13 protein-coding genes and 15 tRNA genes are annotated in these 17394 nt (G+C 44.0%); 27 read left to right on the top strand and 1 reads right to left on the bottom strand.

The genetic code is table 11. The features are described from left to right. Window positions 1-16 precede the first annotated feature (16 nt). From topA to V1225_RS10845, 24 genes are all read left to right on the top strand, one after another. Entirely contained in the window at window positions 17-2104 is a 2088-nt protein-coding gene (gene topA / locus V1225_RS10960; RefSeq protein ID WP_338546442.1) for a type I DNA topoisomerase, read from the top strand. Between the two features lie 22 nt (window positions 2105-2126). Further along, complete coding sequence (gene hslV / locus V1225_RS10955; protein ID WP_160201090.1) at window positions 2127-2666, top strand: ATP-dependent protease subunit HslV; 540 nt, start codon at window positions 2127-2129, stop codon at window positions 2664-2666. 14 nt (window positions 2667-2680) lie between these two features. Next, window positions 2681-4120 carry an ATP-dependent protease ATPase subunit HslU gene (gene hslU / locus V1225_RS10950; protein ID WP_251615734.1) on the top strand — a complete coding sequence of 480 codons (1440 nt, stop codon included), beginning with the start codon at window positions 2681-2683 and terminating at the stop codon, window positions 4118-4120. A 60-nt stretch (window positions 4121-4180) separates the two neighbouring features. Continuing rightward, entirely contained in the window at window positions 4181-4960 is a 780-nt protein-coding gene (codY, locus tag V1225_RS10945) for a GTP-sensing pleiotropic transcriptional regulator CodY (protein ID WP_161907850.1), read from the top strand. A gap of 73 nt (window positions 4961-5033) precedes the next feature. Continuing rightward, on the top strand, window positions 5034-5696 hold the full coding sequence (yunB, locus tag V1225_RS10940) for a sporulation protein YunB (RefSeq protein WP_251615732.1): 663 nt from the start codon (window positions 5034-5036) through the stop codon (window positions 5694-5696). Next, window positions 5693-7009, top strand: coding sequence for a GTPase HflX (gene hflX / locus V1225_RS10935; RefSeq protein ID WP_338546440.1), 1317 nt, complete (start codon window positions 5693-5695; stop codon window positions 7007-7009). Before yunB ends, hflX begins: the two co-directional genes overlap by 4 nt. Next, complete coding sequence (locus V1225_RS10930) at window positions 6996-7631, top strand: YigZ family protein (RefSeq protein WP_251615726.1); 636 nt, start codon at window positions 6996-6998, stop codon at window positions 7629-7631. The genes hflX and V1225_RS10930 overlap by 14 nt, the downstream gene beginning before the upstream one ends. Before the next feature lie 176 nt (window positions 7632-7807). Beyond that, window positions 7808-7883, top strand: a tRNA-Val gene (locus tag V1225_RS10925). Between the two features lie 103 nt (window positions 7884-7986). Next, window positions 7987-8063 (top strand) — tRNA-Asp (locus V1225_RS10920). Between the two features lie 20 nt (window positions 8064-8083). Further along, window positions 8084-8158, top strand: a tRNA-Thr gene (locus tag V1225_RS10915). A gap of 66 nt (window positions 8159-8224) precedes the next feature. Further along, window positions 8225-8309 (top strand) — tRNA-Tyr (locus V1225_RS10910). A gap of 17 nt (window positions 8310-8326) precedes the next feature. Beyond that, a tRNA-Gly gene (locus tag V1225_RS10905) sits at window positions 8327-8401 on the top strand. Window positions 8402-8405: 4 nt separating this feature from the next. Then, window positions 8406-8479, top strand: a tRNA-Gly gene (locus tag V1225_RS10900). 18 nt (window positions 8480-8497) lie between these two features. After that, window positions 8498-8574: transfer RNA gene (locus V1225_RS10895), tRNA-Arg, on the top strand. Between the two features lie 15 nt (window positions 8575-8589). Further along, window positions 8590-8664: transfer RNA gene (locus tag V1225_RS10890), tRNA-Gln, on the top strand. 7 nt (window positions 8665-8671) lie between these two features. Further along, window positions 8672-8747: transfer RNA gene (locus V1225_RS10885), tRNA-Lys, on the top strand. 38 nt (window positions 8748-8785) lie between these two features. Beyond that, a tRNA-Ser gene (locus V1225_RS10880) sits at window positions 8786-8874 on the top strand. 44 nt (window positions 8875-8918) lie between these two features. Next, window positions 8919-9010: transfer RNA gene (locus V1225_RS10875), tRNA-Ser, on the top strand. 6 nt (window positions 9011-9016) lie between these two features. Next, window positions 9017-9092 (top strand) — tRNA-Trp (locus V1225_RS10870). Window positions 9093-9115: 23 nt separating this feature from the next. Continuing rightward, window positions 9116-9192, top strand: a tRNA-Pro gene (locus V1225_RS10865). Window positions 9193-9205: 13 nt separating this feature from the next. After that, window positions 9206-9282 (top strand) — tRNA-Ile (locus tag V1225_RS10860). 24 nt (window positions 9283-9306) lie between these two features. Next, window positions 9307-9382, top strand: a tRNA-Phe gene (locus tag V1225_RS10855). A 173-nt stretch (window positions 9383-9555) separates the two neighbouring features. Next, window positions 9556-10140 carry a thymidine kinase gene (locus V1225_RS10850; protein WP_160201085.1) on the top strand — a complete coding sequence of 195 codons (585 nt, stop codon included), beginning with the start codon at window positions 9556-9558 and terminating at the stop codon, window positions 10138-10140. 45 nt (window positions 10141-10185) lie between these two features. Further along, entirely contained in the window at window positions 10186-12558 is a 2373-nt protein-coding gene (locus V1225_RS10845; RefSeq protein WP_161907848.1) for a cadherin-like beta sandwich domain-containing protein, read from the top strand. 66 nt (window positions 12559-12624) lie between these two features. Here the strand turns inward: V1225_RS10845 and V1225_RS10840 are convergent, their stop codons facing one another. Beyond that, on the bottom strand, window positions 12625-13506 hold the full coding sequence (locus V1225_RS10840; protein ID WP_338546437.1) for a TIGR01212 family radical SAM protein: 882 nt from the start codon (window positions 13504-13506) through the stop codon (window positions 12625-12627). A 167-nt stretch (window positions 13507-13673) separates the two neighbouring features. On the opposite strand from V1225_RS10840, the gene V1225_RS10835 reads away from it, so the two are divergent. From V1225_RS10835 to priA, 3 genes are read left to right on the top strand one after another with little or no spacing between them, the layout of a single operon-like run. After that, on the top strand, window positions 13674-14327 hold the full coding sequence (locus V1225_RS10835; protein ID WP_160202409.1) for an epoxyqueuosine reductase QueH: 654 nt from the start codon (window positions 13674-13676) through the stop codon (window positions 14325-14327). A 37-nt stretch (window positions 14328-14364) separates the two neighbouring features. Then, on the top strand, window positions 14365-15375 hold the full coding sequence (gene asnA / locus V1225_RS10830; protein ID WP_338546435.1) for an aspartate--ammonia ligase: 1011 nt from the start codon (window positions 14365-14367) through the stop codon (window positions 15373-15375). Window position 15376: 1 nt separating this feature from the next. Beyond that, window positions 15377-17383 (top strand): primosomal protein N', encoded by a 2007-nt coding sequence (priA, locus tag V1225_RS10825; RefSeq protein ID WP_338546433.1) that lies wholly within the window; start codon window positions 15377-15379, stop codon window positions 17381-17383. Window positions 17384-17394: the final 11 nt, after the last annotated feature.

Here is a 17394-nt window from a genome sequence, read left to right as displayed (position 1 = left end):
AATAGCAGGAGGAGAAATGGCAGCTACAAAGAAAAAGACAACGACAAAGACGGCTGCAAGGAAGACACTGGTAATTGTAGAGTCACCATCTAAGGCGAAGACCATAGGAAAATATCTTGGTTCCAATTACAAAGTGATTGCGTCGGTAGGTCATGTGAGAGATTTGCCAAAGAGCAAACTGGGGATAGACATCGAGAACGATTTCGAGCCGCAGTATATTGCTATCAGAGGCAAAGGGGATATTATCAAAGAGATGCGAAAAGAAGCCAAAAAGGCTTCCAAAATTTATCTGGCAACTGACCCGGACCGCGAAGGAGAAGCAATTTCCTGGCATCTTGCCAATTTACTGGGAATGGATTCTGATGCGGTTTGTAGAGTTGTATTCAATGAGATAACGAAAACTACCATTAAAGAAGCGATTAAACATCCGAGAAAGATTGATCTCAGTCTTGTGGATGCGCAGCAAGCGAGAAGAGTACTGGATCGTCTGGTAGGCTATCAGATCAGTCCGCTTCTGTGGAGAAAAATCAGAAAAGGACTGTCAGCAGGTCGCGTGCAGTCAGCAGCACTGAAAATTCTCTGCGATAGAGAAAAGGAAATCCAGAAGTTTGAGCCGAAAGAGTACTGGACTATTACAGCTGAATTTAAAAAAGGCAAGCTCTTTACTGCCAAGCTGTCTGAATATCAGAAGAAGAAAATCACCATCGAAAATAAAGCGGAAAATGATCGTATCATCGCTGAACTGAAAAAAGGTGATTATACCGTGACTGAGTTGACGCAGAAAGAGCGGACCAAAAAGCCTTATGCGCCCTTTACTACCAGCAGCATGCAGCAGGAAGCATCTACCAAGTTGAACTTCAATACAAGAAAGACTATGATGGTTGCACAGCAGCTTTATGAAGGTGTAGATGTAAAAGGTGTTGGCGGCGTAGGTTTGATTACGTATCTGCGTACAGATTCGGTGCGAATTTCTGAAGAGGCAAGAGGTGCTGCGGCTTCCTTTATCACAGAACATTATGGAAGTGAATACTTGGGGCGCAATGTATATACCAATAAGAAAAAGGATATTCAGGACGCCCATGAGGCAATCAGACCAAGTAACATCAGTCTGGTTCCGGAAGATATCAAAGACTCCTTAACAAATGATCAGTTCAAGCTGTATCGTTTGATTTGGTGTCGTTTTATGGCTAGTCAGATGACCGCTGCCAGATTCGATAATCTGCAGGTGGAAATTCAAAATGGTGATTATACCTTTAAGACTACCGGTTCCAAGCTGCTCTTTGACGGTTATCAGCGAATATATAAGAACAGTTTAGACGATGATAAGGACAGAATCCTTCCTGAACTGGAAAAGGGAGAAACTTTGACGAATACCGGCGTTTTGGGCGAACAGAACTTTACCCAGCCGCCGTCAAGATATACAGAAGCAAGCCTTGTTAAAGAACTGGAAGAGAAGAATATCGGACGCCCAAGTACCTATGCGCCTATCGTGGCGACTTTATCTGAACGAAAATATGTATCGAGAGAGAAGAAGTCACTGATTCCGACGGAACTAGGATTTTTGGTAACCGGTTTGATGGAAGAATATTTCAAAGAAATCGTCGACGTCAACTTTACGGCGGGAATGGAAGACCATCTGGACGATGTGGAAATGTCAAAGACAGAGTGGAAGAAAGTCATTCGCGATTTCTACGGACCTTTTGAAAAAGAGTTGAAAGTCGCTGACGAAGCCATCGAAAAGGTTGTCATAGAAGATCAGCCTACGGGAGAGAATTGTGAACTCTGCGGCAAACCTATGGTGCTGAAGATGGGAAGATTTGGAGAATTTGCCGCGTGCAGTGGGTATCCAGAATGTAAAAATACCAAGCCGATTGTAAAAACAATTGGTGTAAAATGTCCAAATTGTGGTAAGGATATTGTGGCAAGAAAAAGCAAACGCGGCAAGCTGTTCTACGGCTGCAGCGGTTACCCGGAATGCAGCCAGTCTTACTGGGACAAACCGGTGGATAAATCTTGTCCAAAATGCGGCGCACTTTTGGTAGAGAAAAAATCAAAAACAGGAAAATTTGCATGTTCTAACAGTGAGTGTGATTATAAAGAATAGAAGGAAAAGTGGAGGTAGAGAAATGGTACAGTTCCATGCAACAACGATTTGCGCAGTGAGAAGAGGACCAGACGATGTCGCAATTGGCGGTGACGGACAGGTAACTATGGGTGAAACTGCCATCATGAAAAATGGAGCAAAAAAAGTAAAGAAAATTTTTAAGAATACAGTTTTGACCGGATTTGCAGGCTCAGTTTCCGATGCCTTTGCACTGACAGAAAAATTTGAGAAAAAACTGGAAGAACACGGCGGTAACCTGAAACGTGCTGCAGTGGATTTAGCCCAAATGTGGCGAAGTGATAACGGTATGCGCAGCTTAGAAGCTTTGATGATTGTAGCAGATAAAGATGATTTGCTGGTGGTTTCAGGCAATGGAGAAGTTATCGTACCGGATCAGGATTTCATTGCAATAGGATCCGGCGGCAATTTTGCTTATTCCGCGGCTAATGCGCTGTTTAACCATACAGAAATGAGCGCAGAAGAAATTGTAAGAGAATCGCTGAAAATTGCCTCTTCTATTTGCGTGTACACCAATGATAATATTTCTGTGGAAAAGCTGTAAGGGGGGATTTTAACATGGCAGGGAAAATTCAAAGCATGACACCGAAAGAGATTGTCGGTGAATTGGACAAATATATTATCGGTCAAGATGAGGCGAAAAAGTCTGTAGCTATCGCCCTCAGAAATAGATACAGAAGAAGTTTGCTTTCTGACGAGCTGCGCGAAGAAATTACGCCGAAGAATATCTTGATGATGGGACCTACTGGTTGCGGTAAGACTGAAATTGCAAGACGTCTTGCCAAATTGATGGAAGCCCCTTTCGTAAAGGTCGAAGCGACTAAATTTACAGAGGTTGGATATGTAGGAAGAGATGTGGATTCCATGGTTCGTGATTTGGTGGAAGCATCTATTCGCATCACCAAGCAGTCCAGATTGAAAGAAAAATACGAGGTAGCAGAGGGAATTGCAGAAGAAAAAATTATCGAAGCGATGATCCCTGGCAGTAAGAAAAAAAGCGGACAACCAAAGGCAAGAAGCCCGTTTGACTTTATCATGAATAGCGGTGGCTATGCAAGTCAGAAGCAGCTTTATGAAGAAAGCAAGGCGAAGGAAGCAGAAGTGAAATCCGAGCCTACCGATGTGGAAATGGCAAGGGAACAAGTGAGACAGCAGCTTCGAGATGGACTGTTAGAAGAACAGTTTATCGAGATTGAAGTGCTGGATACCCCAAAAGGCAACCAGCTTGACATGAGTAATGAAGGCATGAGCATTGCTATCGGCAATATTTTCGGTGACATGATGCCTCAGAAGACAAAGACCAAGAGAGTCAGAGTCAAAGAGGCAAGAAAGATCTTAAGAGAACAGGAGGCACAGAATCTTTTGGATATGGATCAAGTGACCGATGAAGCCTTGGAAAATGCAGAGCAGAACGGCATTATCTTTATCGATGAAATTGATAAGATTGCATCTGGCTCCAGCTATCGCAGCGGTGCTGACGTGTCCAGAGAAGGGGTGCAGCGTGATATTCTGCCTATTGTAGAGGGCAGCGTGGTAAATACTAAGTATGGCCCTGTAAAAACCGACCATATTCTGTTCATCGGCGCTGGTGCATTCCATACTGCAAAACCCACTGATTTAATTCCAGAGTTGCAGGGGCGTTTTCCAATTAGGGTAGAACTGCAGAACTTAACAAAGGAATCCTTTATCCAGATTCTTACAGTTCCAGAGAATGCAATTCTGAAACAGCATAAGGCTTTATTAGAAACTGAAGGAATAAATGTGGAATTTTCTGAAAAAGCTATTGACGAAATCGCCGGAATGGCGTATCTTATGAATGAGCAGACTGAAAATATCGGAGCAAGAAGACTGCATACGATTCTGGAAAAACTGTTGGAGGACATATCTTTTAACATTCCGGATATGGATAAAGAAAAGATTGTCATTGACAGGGAGTATGTGCAGAATAAGTTTATGGATACCATTCACAAGGATGATGTTGACCGGTATATTCTATAATTCCGGTATTTTAGAGCTAATATTAGTTGAGTAATTGTTTAGAAGAAATTGAGGTAAATTATGAGTGAAAATTTGTTAAAAAGAGTAAGAAAGTTGAATAACGTACTTGCGGACAGTACAGCGGGCTATATATCTTTTGATGAGCTTTGCGGCGTCATGAGCGAATTGCTGGGGTCCAACATCTATATTTTAAACAGAAAAGGAAAACTTTTGGCTGCCAAATACGAAGATGGCGAGGAGGCTCCTTTGACATACGATGAAGAAATTGAGAAAGTCGTTCTGCCGCAGGTATATAATGACAGATTTTTAAAGGTGGAAGAAACCCGAACTAATTTGACCTATGACAGCATTAAGGAGTATTATGGTGATGAGTACACTATGGCAAGCAAATATCACACCATCGTGCCAATTGTGTTCAGCGGTCAGCGTATTGCAACACTGCTTCTTGCAAGACCGGAAAAGGCATATGATGATGAAGATATCGCCATCTGTGAATATGGTGCAACAGTTGTAGGCCTTGAGGTTTCCCGTGCTATCGCCCAGGAAGAGGAAGAAGACGTTAGAATGCGCGAAGCCGTAGAAATGGCACTGTCAACTCTTTCTTATTCTGAAATGGATGCAGTAGGAAAAATCTTTGCAGAATTGAAAGGTTCAGAAGGTCTGCTTGTTGCCAGCAAGATTGCAGATAAATCCGGAATCACCCGTTCTGTTATTGTAAATGCGCTGAGAAAGCTGGAAAGTGCCGGTGTTATCGAGTCCAGATCTCTGGGTATGAAAGGTACGAGAATAAAAATCACCAATGAGTTCCTTCGCGATGGTATTAAAGATTTCGAAGTTTAAACTTATAATTGTATAGTTTAGAGTAACCAAAACCTCCAAGCGGTCATATTATGACAGAAGCGGGAGGTTTTTTATGGGAAGACGGTCATCCGCGGCAGGCTGGTTTTGGAAAAAAACGGCCATAGGGCTGCTGATTTTTGCACTAGGGTGTTTAATACTGGCAGAAGGGTTAAAACGGCAGATTGGTCCAAATATTGACGCAATCAGCCATTTGAAAGCTAGGGGCATGGTGACGGAGCTGATTAACGAAACAATCAGGGAAAATTTTTCTGACGAAGATTATGCGGATAAGCTTTTCCTCATCAAAACCGGCGATGATGGAAAAATGCAGATGGTGCAGGCTAACACCAGTTTGATTAATAAGATGGTGTCTTCTTTTGCAGAAAGCCTGCAAAAGAAGTACGAGGCTATGGACCGGAAAATTGTGGAGATTTCTTACGGAACACTGCTGGGCAGCAAGGTTTTGTCACAGACCGGCTTTGGAGTTGAGGTGAAACTTTTACCTCTTGCGGTGACGAAATACGATTTTGAAACGGAGTTTGAAAGTCAGGGAATCAATCAGACTAAATACAAGATTTATATTGTGCTGGAAAGCAGCGTGCAGATTTTGCAGCCCTTTTCAAAGGAAAGCGTAAAAGTAATTAATAAAGTGTTGATTTCTGAGGCTGTTATCGTGGGCGATGTGCCTGACAGTTATGTAAATGTGCCAAAAGAAGATATTTTAGACGCAACATGATGACTTTTCAGTGCATTTTGTGTTATACTAAGAACATGCTTAGATTTAATGAAAATAATGAAATTATTACAGAAGAAACATATCGCACAATTTTAGTGGGACTGCAGCGAAAGGAAGATATTTCTTATTCCATGGAGGAACTTGCCGGACTTTCAGAAGCGGCAGGCGCAGAAGTTCTCGGCAAAGTCATTCAGGTACTGGAAAGACCCAATACTGCAACCATGATAGGAAAGGGCAAGGTAGAAGAGGTTGCAAAGCTGGCTGCTAACATGGAGGCAGACGTGGTGATTTTTAATGATGAACTGACTGGAATGCAGCTGCGCAATCTGGAAGACGCCATCGGCGTGCGTGTCATCGACAGAACGATTTTGATTTTGGATATTTTCGCAGCTCGCGCAGATTCTAAGGAAGGCAAGCTGCAGGTAGAACTGGCGCAGCTGAAATATAGAATGCCGAGACTGACCGGCTTTGGCAAATCTCTTTCCAGACAGGGCGGCGGAATCGGTACCAGAGGCCCCGGTGAAAAAAAGCTGGAGACTGACAGAAGACATATTGAGCGGCGCATGGAGGATATCAAAGACGAGCTTTCAGAGCTTCGCAGAACACGCACGGTACAGCGGGCAAGGCGAGAGAAAAACGGTGTGCCGGTGGTTGCGCTCGTAGGATACACTAACTCTGGAAAATCTGCACTGATGAACAGACTGCTTTCTATTACTGACAAAGAAGAAAAGAGCGTCACTGAAAAAAATATGCTTTTTGCGACTTTGGATGCCCAAAGCCGCAGTGTCAAAGTAGACAGCAGTCATCAGTTCATTCTGGTAGATACAGTTGGGTTTGTCAGCAAGCTGCCCCATAGTCTGATAGAAGCGTTTAAGGCAACTTTGGAGGAAGTTCTTTATGCGGATCTTTTGCTTCACGTGGTGGATAGCGCCTACGAAGAGCACAGTTTTCATATTGATGTGACGGACAAGGTTCTTGCTGAAATCGGTGCTGCCGCAAAGGACAAGATTATGGTCTACAACAAGATTGATTTGGTGCCAGAGCTTACGAATATAGCAAATTCTGACTCACAGGTCTTCGTATCTGCGAAAACAGGCAGCAATATTGAACTTCTCATCGAGTTGATCAAAGAGAGAATCTTTTCCGATGTTAAAGTCAGCTTGCTGATTCCGTACACGAGGGGAGATATTTCCTCCTATCTCTGCGAAAAGGCGCAGGTGAAATCCATGGAGTACGTAGAAAAAGGAACCTTGTTTGAGGTGGAAATCAGTCAGGAAGATTATCAGAGGTTAAGTGAATATGAAGTTATATAGTACGGTTCTTGGAATGGGCCAGGCAGAGCAGGTGATTGAAAAGTCCAGATTTATCACCTATGTAAAGCCTGTCGATACAAAGGAAGAAGCGGATGCTTTTGTTGGAGAAATCAGAAAGAAACATAAGGACGCGACCCACAATGTGCCTGCAATGGTTCTCGGCGACCATTTTCAGGTGCAGTGGGCAAGTGATGACGGAGAACCTCAGGGAACCAGCGGAGCGCCTATGGTGCAAATGCTGGTGCAGGAGGGAATTACCAACGTAGTGGTGGTCGTTACCAGATATTTCGGCGGTATTAAGCTGGGCACCGGTGGACTGGTGCGTGCTTACACCAGCAGCGCAAAGCAGGGGCTTGCTGCGGCAGGAATCTGCGATGTGCAGGAAATGCAGGTGACGGAATACAGGGTGGATTATGCTGTATTTAATAAAATACAAAATTCCCCCTTTACATATCCGGTAAAATTTGCTAATATAGTCTATGCTGACGCGGTTACCTTTGAACTGGTTACTAATCCGGAGGACACTGCGGCGGTTTCTGAAGTTATCACAGGTCTTTCCGGTGGGAGGGCTGAGAAGCTTTCTGAGAGCGTTCGATATGAGAAAGTAAGAAGAGAAAATTAATTTTAAAACTTACGAAAATCATGTTGACAGGTAAAAAGAAATGTGATAATATAATTTTCGGCTTATGAATCTGGTGATTCCACTAAGCTTAGAAAAAATTAAAAAAGTGCTTGACAAGTAACACAAGATATAGTATACTATGTAAACGTGCCAAGCAAACAAGCAACGGACACTGCGGGCGTTTAGCTCAGCTGGGAGAGCATCTGCCTTACAAGCAGAGGGTCATAGGTTCGAGCCCTATAACGCCCACCATTTTCCTACAGTGACCGAGATAGCGCAATGGCGGTGAGATGGAATACCGGCTGCGCAGTGAGTTCGCAGATTCGCGAACGAGGTGCAAAAGCACAAGCAATGCGGCCTGGTAGTTCAGTTGGTTAGAATGCCAGCCTGTCACGCTGGAGGTCGACGGTTCGAGCCCGTTCCAGGTCGCCAATTTTTTAACATAATAATGCGCTGGTGTGGCTCAACGGTAGAGCAGCTGATTTGTAATCAGCAGGTTGGGGGTTCGATTCCCTCCACCAGCTCCAATACAGATTAGGTTGGAGACTGACTCCAATTCATCAAATAACATGACTAAGTTTGGAAACTTTTGTCGAGGGATTCCCGAGTGGCCAAAGGGGGCGGACTGTAAATCCGTTAGCTGAGCTTTCGATGGTTCGAATCCATCTCCCTCGACCAATTTTTTTTTCAAGCATGCGGAAGTGGCTCAGGGGTAGAGCATCGCCTTGCCAAGGCGAGGGTCGCGAGTTCGAATCTCGTCTTCCGCTCCATCATGCGGATGTAGTTCAATGGTAGAACCTCAGCCTTCCAAGCTGATGGCGTGAGTTCGATTCTCATCATCCGCTCCATTTTTTCAAATTTAGTGTGGGCTCATAGCTCAGCTGGATAGAGCAACGGCCTTCTAAGCCGTGTGTCCGGGGTTCGAATCCCTGTGGGCTCACCATTTATTTGATGATTTTGGGGTATCGCCAAGTGGTAAGGCAACGGACTTTGACTCCGTCATTCGTAGGTTCGAGTCCTGCTACCCCAGCCAAGAATATGACCCATTAGCTCAGTCGGCAGAGCACTTGACTTTTAATCAAGGTGTCCGGAGTTCGAATCTCCGATGGGTCACCATCTAAATTAAATACAGATGTTGGTTGAATCCACAGCGAGGAGAGGTGTCCGAGTGGTTTAAGGAGCTGGTCTTGAAAACCAGTGATTCCGAAAGGGACCGTGGGTTCGAATCCCACCCTCTCCGCCATCATCTTAATTGAATAGTATATGATTGTGAGATTTATTTAGCCTGGAGAAGTACTCAAGAGGCTGAAGAGGACGGTTTGCTAAACCGTTAGGGTTCGATTAGGGCCGCATGGGTTCGAATCCCATCTTCTCCGCCATTTTGCAGGGGTATAGCTCAGCTGGTAGAGCAGTGGTCTCCAAAACCACGTGCCGTGGGTTCGATTCCTACTGCCCCTGCCAATAATGACACAATCTAAGCTTAACGGGGTGTAGCGCAGTTTGGTAGCGCAACTGGTTTGGGACCAGTGGGCCGCGGGTTCAAATCCTGCCACCCCGACCATTATCCAATATGTGGGCCATTAGCTCAGTTGGTCAGAGCATCCGGCTCATAACCGGCAGGTCCCGGGTTCAAGTCCCTGATGGCCCACCAGTTAAATAATTGAATATGTGGTATGCCCAGATAGCTCAGTAGGTAGAGCAGGGGACTGAAAATCCCCGTGTCCTTGGTTCGATTCCGAGTCTGGGCACCATTCATCCAACAGCCTTTCGCTGACGTAATGTCCGAAGGGTTGTTTTTTATTATCTAAATTTTCGTGTGATGTAATTTTCATGTTTCTGCCGTGATTTACCATCGACTTAATATTGATTTTATTCGTGTTTTCCTTTAAAATAATACATGGTAATTGTTAAAAGGGAGGACAACATGGCACAGCTATATTACAGATACAGTACAATGAACGCAGGCAAATCTATCGAACTGATTAAGGTGGCATATAATTACGAGGAACGAGGAAAACATGTGCTGACTTTGGTGCCTGCTATTGATGACAGATACGGAACTGGCGTTATTACCTCCAGAATTGGCGTGCAGCGGGACGCAATGATTGTAGGTGAGGATACAAATATTTTAGAGCTTTTCATGCGTGAAAATGAAAAACACAGGATTGATTGTGTTTGCATTGATGAATGTCAGTTTTTAAAGAAACATCATGTACAAGAACTTGTAGAAATTGTGGATAGTTTTGAAGTTCCAGTGCTTGCATACGGACTTAAGAACGACTTTAGAAACGAGCTCTTTGAGGGATCTTATTATATGCTGATTTATGCAGATAAGATTGAAGAAATCAAGACTATCTGCTGGTGTGGACGCAAAGCAACTATGGTTGCCAGAATTGTTGACGGCAAATTTGTCAAGCAAGGCAAACAGGTTATGATCGGGGGCAACGACATGTATGTATCCCTTTGCCGCAAGCATTACAATGATGGGCGAATCGGTCCAGAGAAATAGAAAAATATCAAAATAAGACATGAGAAGAAGATAGGAGAAATACCTATGAATTTTAAATTATATTTGATAAGGATAATTTTAATTATATTTTTTGTGGTCTCAGTGCTGGCTATAGCACCCCAAATGCAGGTTTTTGCTGCCAGTAGTACTGATGCGGAGTTTGAAGCACAGCTTACTTCAGAAGGCTTTCCTGAAAGCTACAAGACAAAGCTTAGAGCATTGCATCGGCTTCATCCGAACTGGACATTTAAGGCCAAACAGTTGAATTATACTTGGGCGGATGCACTGGATAAGCAATGCTCCAATGTAAATGCCAATCTGGTCTCTAACAATTTTCCTGCAGGTTACAAGGCAGTACAGAATGGTACATATAATTTTGACACCCATACCTATATCGGAAAAGATGGAGCCAGCTGGGTTGCAGCCTCCAGACAGGCTGTTGCATTTTACATGGATCCGAGAAACTGGCTGGATGAGAGTTCTATTTTCATGTTTGAGCCTAACCTTTATGATGCCTCTTATCAGACGGAAGATCTGGTAAAGAAGATTTTGTCTACCACTGCACTTCCATCTACAGCAGCGAAATATTATATTGAGGCAGCAGAACAAACTTATAACGGAAAGAAATACAGTATCAGTCCTGTATATTTAGCATCAAAAACAAGATTAGAACTGGGCAGCAGCGATTTTATGATAAACGGACATTCCTTTACCTATGGCGGCAAGAAGTATTCCGGGTTGTATAACGCTTATAATATTGGAGCAACTGACAGTGCCGACGGTACTGCAGCGCTGAAGGGATTAGTTTATGCAGCAGGCGGTTCGGATGGAAGCGGAACTACGTATCTTCGTCCGTGGAATACACTGAAGAAAGCAGTGACAGGCGGTGCGTTGTATATTGCAGGTACCTTTTTTGAGCGAAATCAATATACCTCGTATTACGAAAGATATAATGTGCTGAATGGGCTTTCTGGCATTGGAACATATCAGTATGCGACTTCGATTTTTGCAGCGGCAACGCAGTCTGCAATTATTCATGGGAATTACTATGATTATAAGGTTCTGACAGAAGCATTTTCTTTTGAAATTCCGGTTTTTAAAAGTATGCCGTCTTCGCCGGCAGCAAAACCGGGAAGTGGCAGTAACAACTGTTATTTAGATGACATTTCGGTATCTCTGGATGGGAAGAAGCTGAGTTTTATTTCAGATTTTAATCGCTTTACTACTGATTATACGGTGAAGCAGACCATCGGTGCTGTTGATAAGCTGACCATCAGCACTAAAAAGAATGATAGTGCTGCTACCGTTTCCGTCAGCGGAAATACTACATTAAACGAAGGTATTAACAAGATTACAGTAAAAGTTACAGCTCCTTCTGGTGCGGTGAGCAAAACTTATAATATTACAGTCGTTAAGGATTCCAGTGCTGTGCCGGATCCTAACGAAAAACTGATTGAAGGTGTAGAAAACACTACAATTAAAGCGTCTTCTGTTCTGGGAGAAGGCAATATACAGGTCAGCTGGACGAAGTCAGCTGGATATAAGATGGACTACTATGAGGTTTACAGAAGTACTACTTCAGGAAGCTATAGTACAACGCCATACTTTGTAACGACTAATGGCACGAAAACGACTTACAAAAATACCAAAAATCTAAAAGACGGCACCAGATATTATTATAGAGTGCGAGGAGTTCGTGTCATAGACGGAAAAACCTATTATTCCAAATGGTCAAATCAGGCGTACAGAACTTATCGAGCGCCAGAACTTTCAAATGAGAAGATTATAGAGGGGGTGCAGGCAACAGCTTTGAACGCAGCGGCTGTATCGGTGCCAGGCACGATTCAGCTTAGCTGGACTAAATCCGGCGCATATGCCATGGATTACTATCAGGTCTTCAGAAGAGGTGAAAACGAAGAATATGGAAGCGCGCCTCACGGTGTCACGGCGTCGGGGGATATCTTCACTTATGAGGATAAATCCAACATGACAGAAAATGCTACGTATTACTATAAAGTGCGAGGTGTTCGTAATGTCGACGGCATCGGCTACTATACTCCGTGGTCCAGCGAGGTGAGCTGCGTATACAAACCGGATTATTCTTCGAAGATTGCCGGTGTACAGGCAACGACGATTAAGGCGTCCTCTGTTTTGGGAGCGGGCTATATCCAAATTAATTGGAAAAAGTCTGCAGGCTATAAAGTGGATTATTTCGAGATTTATAGAAGCACAAAATCGGGAGAATATAGCAGTATACCGTTCTTTAAGACAACAGATGGTGTGAAAAACAGTTATAAAAATACGAAAAGTCTAAAGAAAGGCACTCGCTACTACTATAAAATTCGTGGCGTTCGCACTTTTGACGGAACAAAGTATTATACAAAATGGTCAAATCAGGCATATAGAACTTACAAGTAAACAAAAGGGGATATCTCAAAATTGATTTTGAGATATCCCCTTTTTCACATCGTAAATCGTTGAAATCTATAGCTTGCAGCCCTGAGTGCTGCCGCGTCTTGCAAGTTCCGCGTGAATACTATTTAAAATTGTACGCTTTTGATAGCTCCACGATGGACTGATGAGAATTTTGCGGGGCGCATCAGCGCTGAGCCTGTGAATGGTAATTTCCGGCGGAATGATTTCAATTAAATCGCACACCAGGTTGACATATTCTTCGATAGAGTCAAAGGAACAGTAATCTGGATGAGAAAGTGCCATGGCAGAGCCTTTTACTACGTTTAGCATGTGCAGTTTGATTCCCCAGATGCCGCTTTGACATACGTAGCGCACAGAACGTTCCATATCGTGTTGACTTTCGCCGGGAAGTCCCAAAATCAGGTGTACGACCGTTTTGATACCGCGAGCGTTTAGCTTGCTGATTGTTTCATCGTAGATCGATAAATCATAGCAGCGGTTGATGAGAACGGCTGTTTTTTCGTGAATGGTCTGCAGTCCCAGTTCTACCCAGAGAAAGTGATTTTCGTTGATTTCAGAAAGTAAATCCAGTACTTCCGTATCGATACAGTCAGGCCTTGTGGCGATGACGATACCGGAAATCAGCGGATGGTTCAGCGCTTCATAAAATTTCTCTCGCAAAACATCAACCGGAGCGTAGGTGTTAGTATGATTTTGAAAATATGCCAAATATTTGGCGTTCGGCCACTTGTTTGAAAGGAGGGCAATTTGCTCTTCAATCGTGGAGGCAAAGTCGCCGCTGCCGTCGGCAGAGCAGAAGATGCAGCCGCCGTTTCCTTTTGTGCCGTCTCTGTTTGGACAGGTGAAACCGCCGTCGATGGAGAGCTTGACGGTCTTTTCTCCAAAGTATGATTTTAGGTATTTACTAACCATATTAATTGATGGCTGCATAGCAGAGTCCTCGTTTCTTTTTGTACTGCTTCAATCTTAAGGGCTGGAAAAGAAAAAGTCAACTTTTTCCGGCGAATTTATTGTAAAACTGTGTAAAATCGGATATAATAAAGAGTCAATAGTTCATAAAATACCAGAGAAAAATCAGGAAGGAGCAAGCAGTAACTATGACAAAGAAAGAAACAGCTCCCTGGAGCTTGCAAAGAGGCATTTCTGACTGCTCTGACTGCATGTGCGGTCTTACAGGCGCAGGTGAAACTACCATGAAACCGCCGCTGCTTCTTCACAGCTGCTGCGGACCTTGCAGCACATCGGTCATTGAGCGGCTGGCACCTGATTATGATATCACCGTTTTTTTCTATAATCCGTGTATCACTGACGGAGAGGAATATGAGAAGCGGAAGATGAACCAAATCGCTTTTATTGAGAAATATAACCAGAATCTCGGCGGTACGCAGAAGATTCACTTTATGGAGGGAATATATGAGCCGGACGCGTATTATACGCGGGTATCCGGCTTCAGTAATGAACCGGAAGGCGGGGCGCGCTGCACGATTTGCTTCGATATGCGTCTTGAAAAGACGGCACAGACAGCGGCAGCCAAGGGATATGGCATTTTTGCCACAACCCTGACTGTAAGTCCTCATAAAAATTATCCGCTCATTTCAGAAATCGGAAAGAAATTTGCAGTGCAGTATGGCATAGAATTTTTGGACATCGACTTTAAGAAAAAGGCGGGATTTCATCGCAGCATTCAGCTATCTAAGGAATACGGTCTTTACAGACAGAACTACTGTGGCTGCGAGTATTCAAAACGATAATTCAATATTTTTGAGATATAATATGGAGGAAACAAAAATGGCACAATTAATCACACCGAAGGACTACTCACCGGTAATCAGTCCGCTGGAAACCCAGCGTGCAATCAAAAAAATTAAGGATTACTTTCAGCAGGAACTGGCTTACGGGTTAAACCTGCGAAGAGTATCCGCACCTCTCTTTGTTTTTCCGGAGACCGGACTGAACGACAACTTGAACGGTGTGGAGCGTAGAGTTTCATTCAGCCTGCTTGACCTTGAAGAAAAAGAAGTTGAAGTAGTGCAGTCTCTCGCAAAATGGAAGAGAATGGCTCTTGGAAAATATGGAATTAAGCCGGGACACGGCATTTATACAGATATGAATGCAATCAGAAGAGACGAAGAGCTTGACAACCTCCACTCTGTCTACGTAGATCAGTGGGACTGGGAAAAGGTAATCACCAAAGAGCAGAGAAACACGGAGTATCTCCACGAGACAGTGACAACCATTTACAACGCAATGAAGAATCTGGGGGATTATGTAAATCGTCTTTACAGAGATTTACAGACAGAGATTCCTAATGAGATTTATTTTATTACCAGCCAGGAACTTGCAGATATGTATCCAAATAAGACACCAAAGGAAAGAGAAGATTTAATCTGCAAAACTCACGGCGCAGTCTTTATTGAAAAAATCGGTGGAACCTTGACCTCAGGCGAAAAGCACGACGGAAGATCTCCGGACTATGACGACTGGGAACTGAATGGGGATATTATCTTATGGAACGATGTGCTGGACAGAGCCTTTGAGATATCCTCTATGGGCATCCGCGTAGATGCCGATGCTATGGATCGCCAGTTGAAGCTGGCAGGCGCTGATGACAGAAGAAGCCAGTCTTTCCATCAAGCCATTTTAAGCGATGAGCTGCCGTATTCCATTGGCGGCGGCATCGGACAGAGCAGGCTGTGCATGTACTTCCTGCGTAAAGCTCACATTGGTGAGGTGCAGGTTTCTGTATGGCCGGAGGATATGCTTTCCGAGTGCAAAAAAGATAATATTTTCTTACTATAAGATGAAATATATAAACGTAGTTATTAATCATAACAGCAGGCATACGGACACATACTATACATATGCAGCGCCCGATGATATTACAGTTGGGGACATCGTAGAGGTGTCCTTTAACAGAGGTAATAAGCCAAAGAACGCTTATGTCTTTGAAGAGGGAGTTACCCCCGATTGCGAGGTTTCCAAAATCAAAGCGATTACTGGAAAAAATCCGGATATCTCCCTGAATCCTGAGATGGTGAAAACTTGTATTTGGATGAAGAAGCGATACGGAATCAAATATTTGGACGCTGTTAAATGTTTTGTGCCAAACGGAAATCCTGCAAAAGAGGGCAAAGAAAAGGAACCCTACAAGGACGCAGAGGGCGAGAAACAGGACATCAGAAATCTGACAGAGGAGCAGCAGATAGCAGTAGATACCATCAGCTGCGCGGTCAGAGGAGGAAGACAGGAAAGTTTTCTCATTCACGGGGTCACCGGAAGTGGCAAGACGGAAGTTTATATGCAGGTCATCGCAGAGGTTCTTGCGGCGAGTAAAACAGCTATTATGCTCGTGCCTGAAATCGCGCTGACGAAGCAGATTATCGACCGTTTTATTGCCAGGTTTGGAAAGAAATCCATCGCAGTTTTACACAGCAAGCTGACAAAACGAGAGCGTTTTGATGAATGGCAGAGAATCAGGGCGGGAAAGGCGAACATCGTCATCGGCGCCAGATTGGGCGTCTTTGCTCCCCTTGAAAACATCGGCGTTATCATCATGGACGAGGAGCACGAAGCGACCTATAAGTCGGATATGACGCCGAAATACGATACAGTGGATATTGCTCTGAAGCGACTCATGTACTATCAGGGGGTATTGATTCTGGGCAGCGCAACGCCGTCGGTGGTTTCTTACCAGCGGGCGAAGGAAGGGATTTACCGGCTTATCACCCTAAAGCAGCGCTATAACAGCGCACCTCTTCCTACGGTAGAACTTGTAGATATGCGGGAAGAATTGAGAGAAGGCAATCGAACTGTTTTCAGCGACAGGCTTTATCGAAAGATGGAGGAAACCCTTGCAAAAGGACAGCAGATTATATTGTTTCTCAACCGCAGAGGCTATTCCACCTTTATTTCCTGCAGGGAGTGTGGTGAGGTAATGGAGTGTCCGGAGTGTGGTATTTCCTTAACTTATCATAAGAAAGAAAACGCAGGGGTTTGCCATTACTGCGGAAAAAAATTTTCTGTACCGGCAAGCTGTCCAAAATGCGGCAGCAAATATATCAAGTATTTTGGTTCAGGTACTGAAAAGGTGGAAGAATTCACAAGGGAGCTGTTTCCAGACAGAAAGGTGGAGCGGCTGGACCTTGATACCGCTAAAAATAGCAGAGAAATTAACCGGATTATCGGGAACTTCTCAAAGGGAAAGACGGAGATTCTTATCGGCACGCAGCTGGTCGCGAAAGGTCTGGACTTTAAAAATGTTGGACTTGTCGGTGTCGTTGCTGCCGACGTCAGTCTTCATATTCCCGATTACAGGTCGACGGAGAGAACTTTTCAGCTAGTGACTCAGGTTTCTGGAAGAGCTGGCAGAGGTGAAGAGGAAGGGCATGTAATCGTGCAGTCCTATACGCCAGACAATTTTGCGCTGACTACAGCAGCAAACCATGATTATGAGGGCTTCTTTCAGATGGAGGCTTCTATCAGGCAGATGATGGACTACCCGCCTTTCTCGGATTTGATTTTGGTAGAATTTACAAGTGAGAAGGAAGAATATGCCTTTGAGACGGCAGAAAGCTGCAGGAACTATCTGATTCGCTGTAAGCTTGAAGAGGAGAGCAGTATCTTTGAAGCCAAGCCGTCCTATCATTTTAAGGGGAAGGACAGTTTTCGCTATTTTATACTGATTAAATGTCCGAAAGGACTTAGAAACAAGTATATTTACTGCATTGACTGTTTCGGAGAAAATTTAAAGAAAAATAGGGATAGTTGTGCGATGACTATTGACGTCAATCCGTACAGCACCATTTAAGATAAAGCATA

The sequence above is a fragment of the Emergencia sp. JLR.KK010 genome (assembly GCF_037018265.1).
Taxonomy (GTDB): Bacteria; Bacillota; Clostridia; order Peptostreptococcales; family Anaerovoracaceae; genus Senimuribacter; species Senimuribacter intestinalis.
The sequence above is the reverse complement of the archived record's forward strand: the minus strand, read 5'-3'. Positions and strand labels throughout refer to the sequence as shown.

Excerpts from the sequence above, each read along its gene's own strand:
- priA (WP_338546433.1), top strand. The coding sequence starts at position 15,377 with ATGAAATATATAAACGTAGTTATTAATCATAACAGCAGGCATACGGAC.
- V1225_RS10930 (WP_251615726.1), top strand. The coding sequence starts at position 6,996 with ATGAAGTTATATAGTACGGTTCTTGGAATGGGCCAGGCAGAGCAGGTG.
- hslV (WP_160201090.1), top strand. The coding sequence starts at position 2,127 with ATGGTACAGTTCCATGCAACAACGATTTGCGCAGTGAGAAGAGGACCA.
- V1225_RS10840 (WP_338546437.1), bottom strand. The coding sequence starts at position 13,506 with ATGCAGCCATCAATTAATATGGTTAGTAAATACCTAAAATCATACTTT.
- hslU (WP_251615734.1), top strand. The coding sequence starts at position 2,681 with ATGGCAGGGAAAATTCAAAGCATGACACCGAAAGAGATTGTCGGTGAA.
- topA (WP_338546442.1), top strand. The coding sequence starts at position 17 with ATGGCAGCTACAAAGAAAAAGACAACGACAAAGACGGCTGCAAGGAAG.
- V1225_RS10835 (WP_160202409.1), top strand. The coding sequence starts at position 13,674 with ATGACAAAGAAAGAAACAGCTCCCTGGAGCTTGCAAAGAGGCATTTCT.
- hflX (WP_338546440.1), top strand. The coding sequence starts at position 5,693 with ATGATGACTTTTCAGTGCATTTTGTGTTATACTAAGAACATGCTTAGA.
- yunB (WP_251615732.1), top strand. The coding sequence starts at position 5,034 with ATGGGAAGACGGTCATCCGCGGCAGGCTGGTTTTGGAAAAAAACGGCC.
- asnA (WP_338546435.1), top strand. The coding sequence starts at position 14,365 with ATGGCACAATTAATCACACCGAAGGACTACTCACCGGTAATCAGTCCG.
- codY (WP_161907850.1), top strand. The coding sequence starts at position 4,181 with ATGAGTGAAAATTTGTTAAAAAGAGTAAGAAAGTTGAATAACGTACTT.
- V1225_RS10845 (WP_161907848.1), top strand. The coding sequence starts at position 10,186 with ATGAATTTTAAATTATATTTGATAAGGATAATTTTAATTATATTTTTT.
- V1225_RS10850 (WP_160201085.1), top strand. The coding sequence starts at position 9,556 with ATGGCACAGCTATATTACAGATACAGTACAATGAACGCAGGCAAATCT.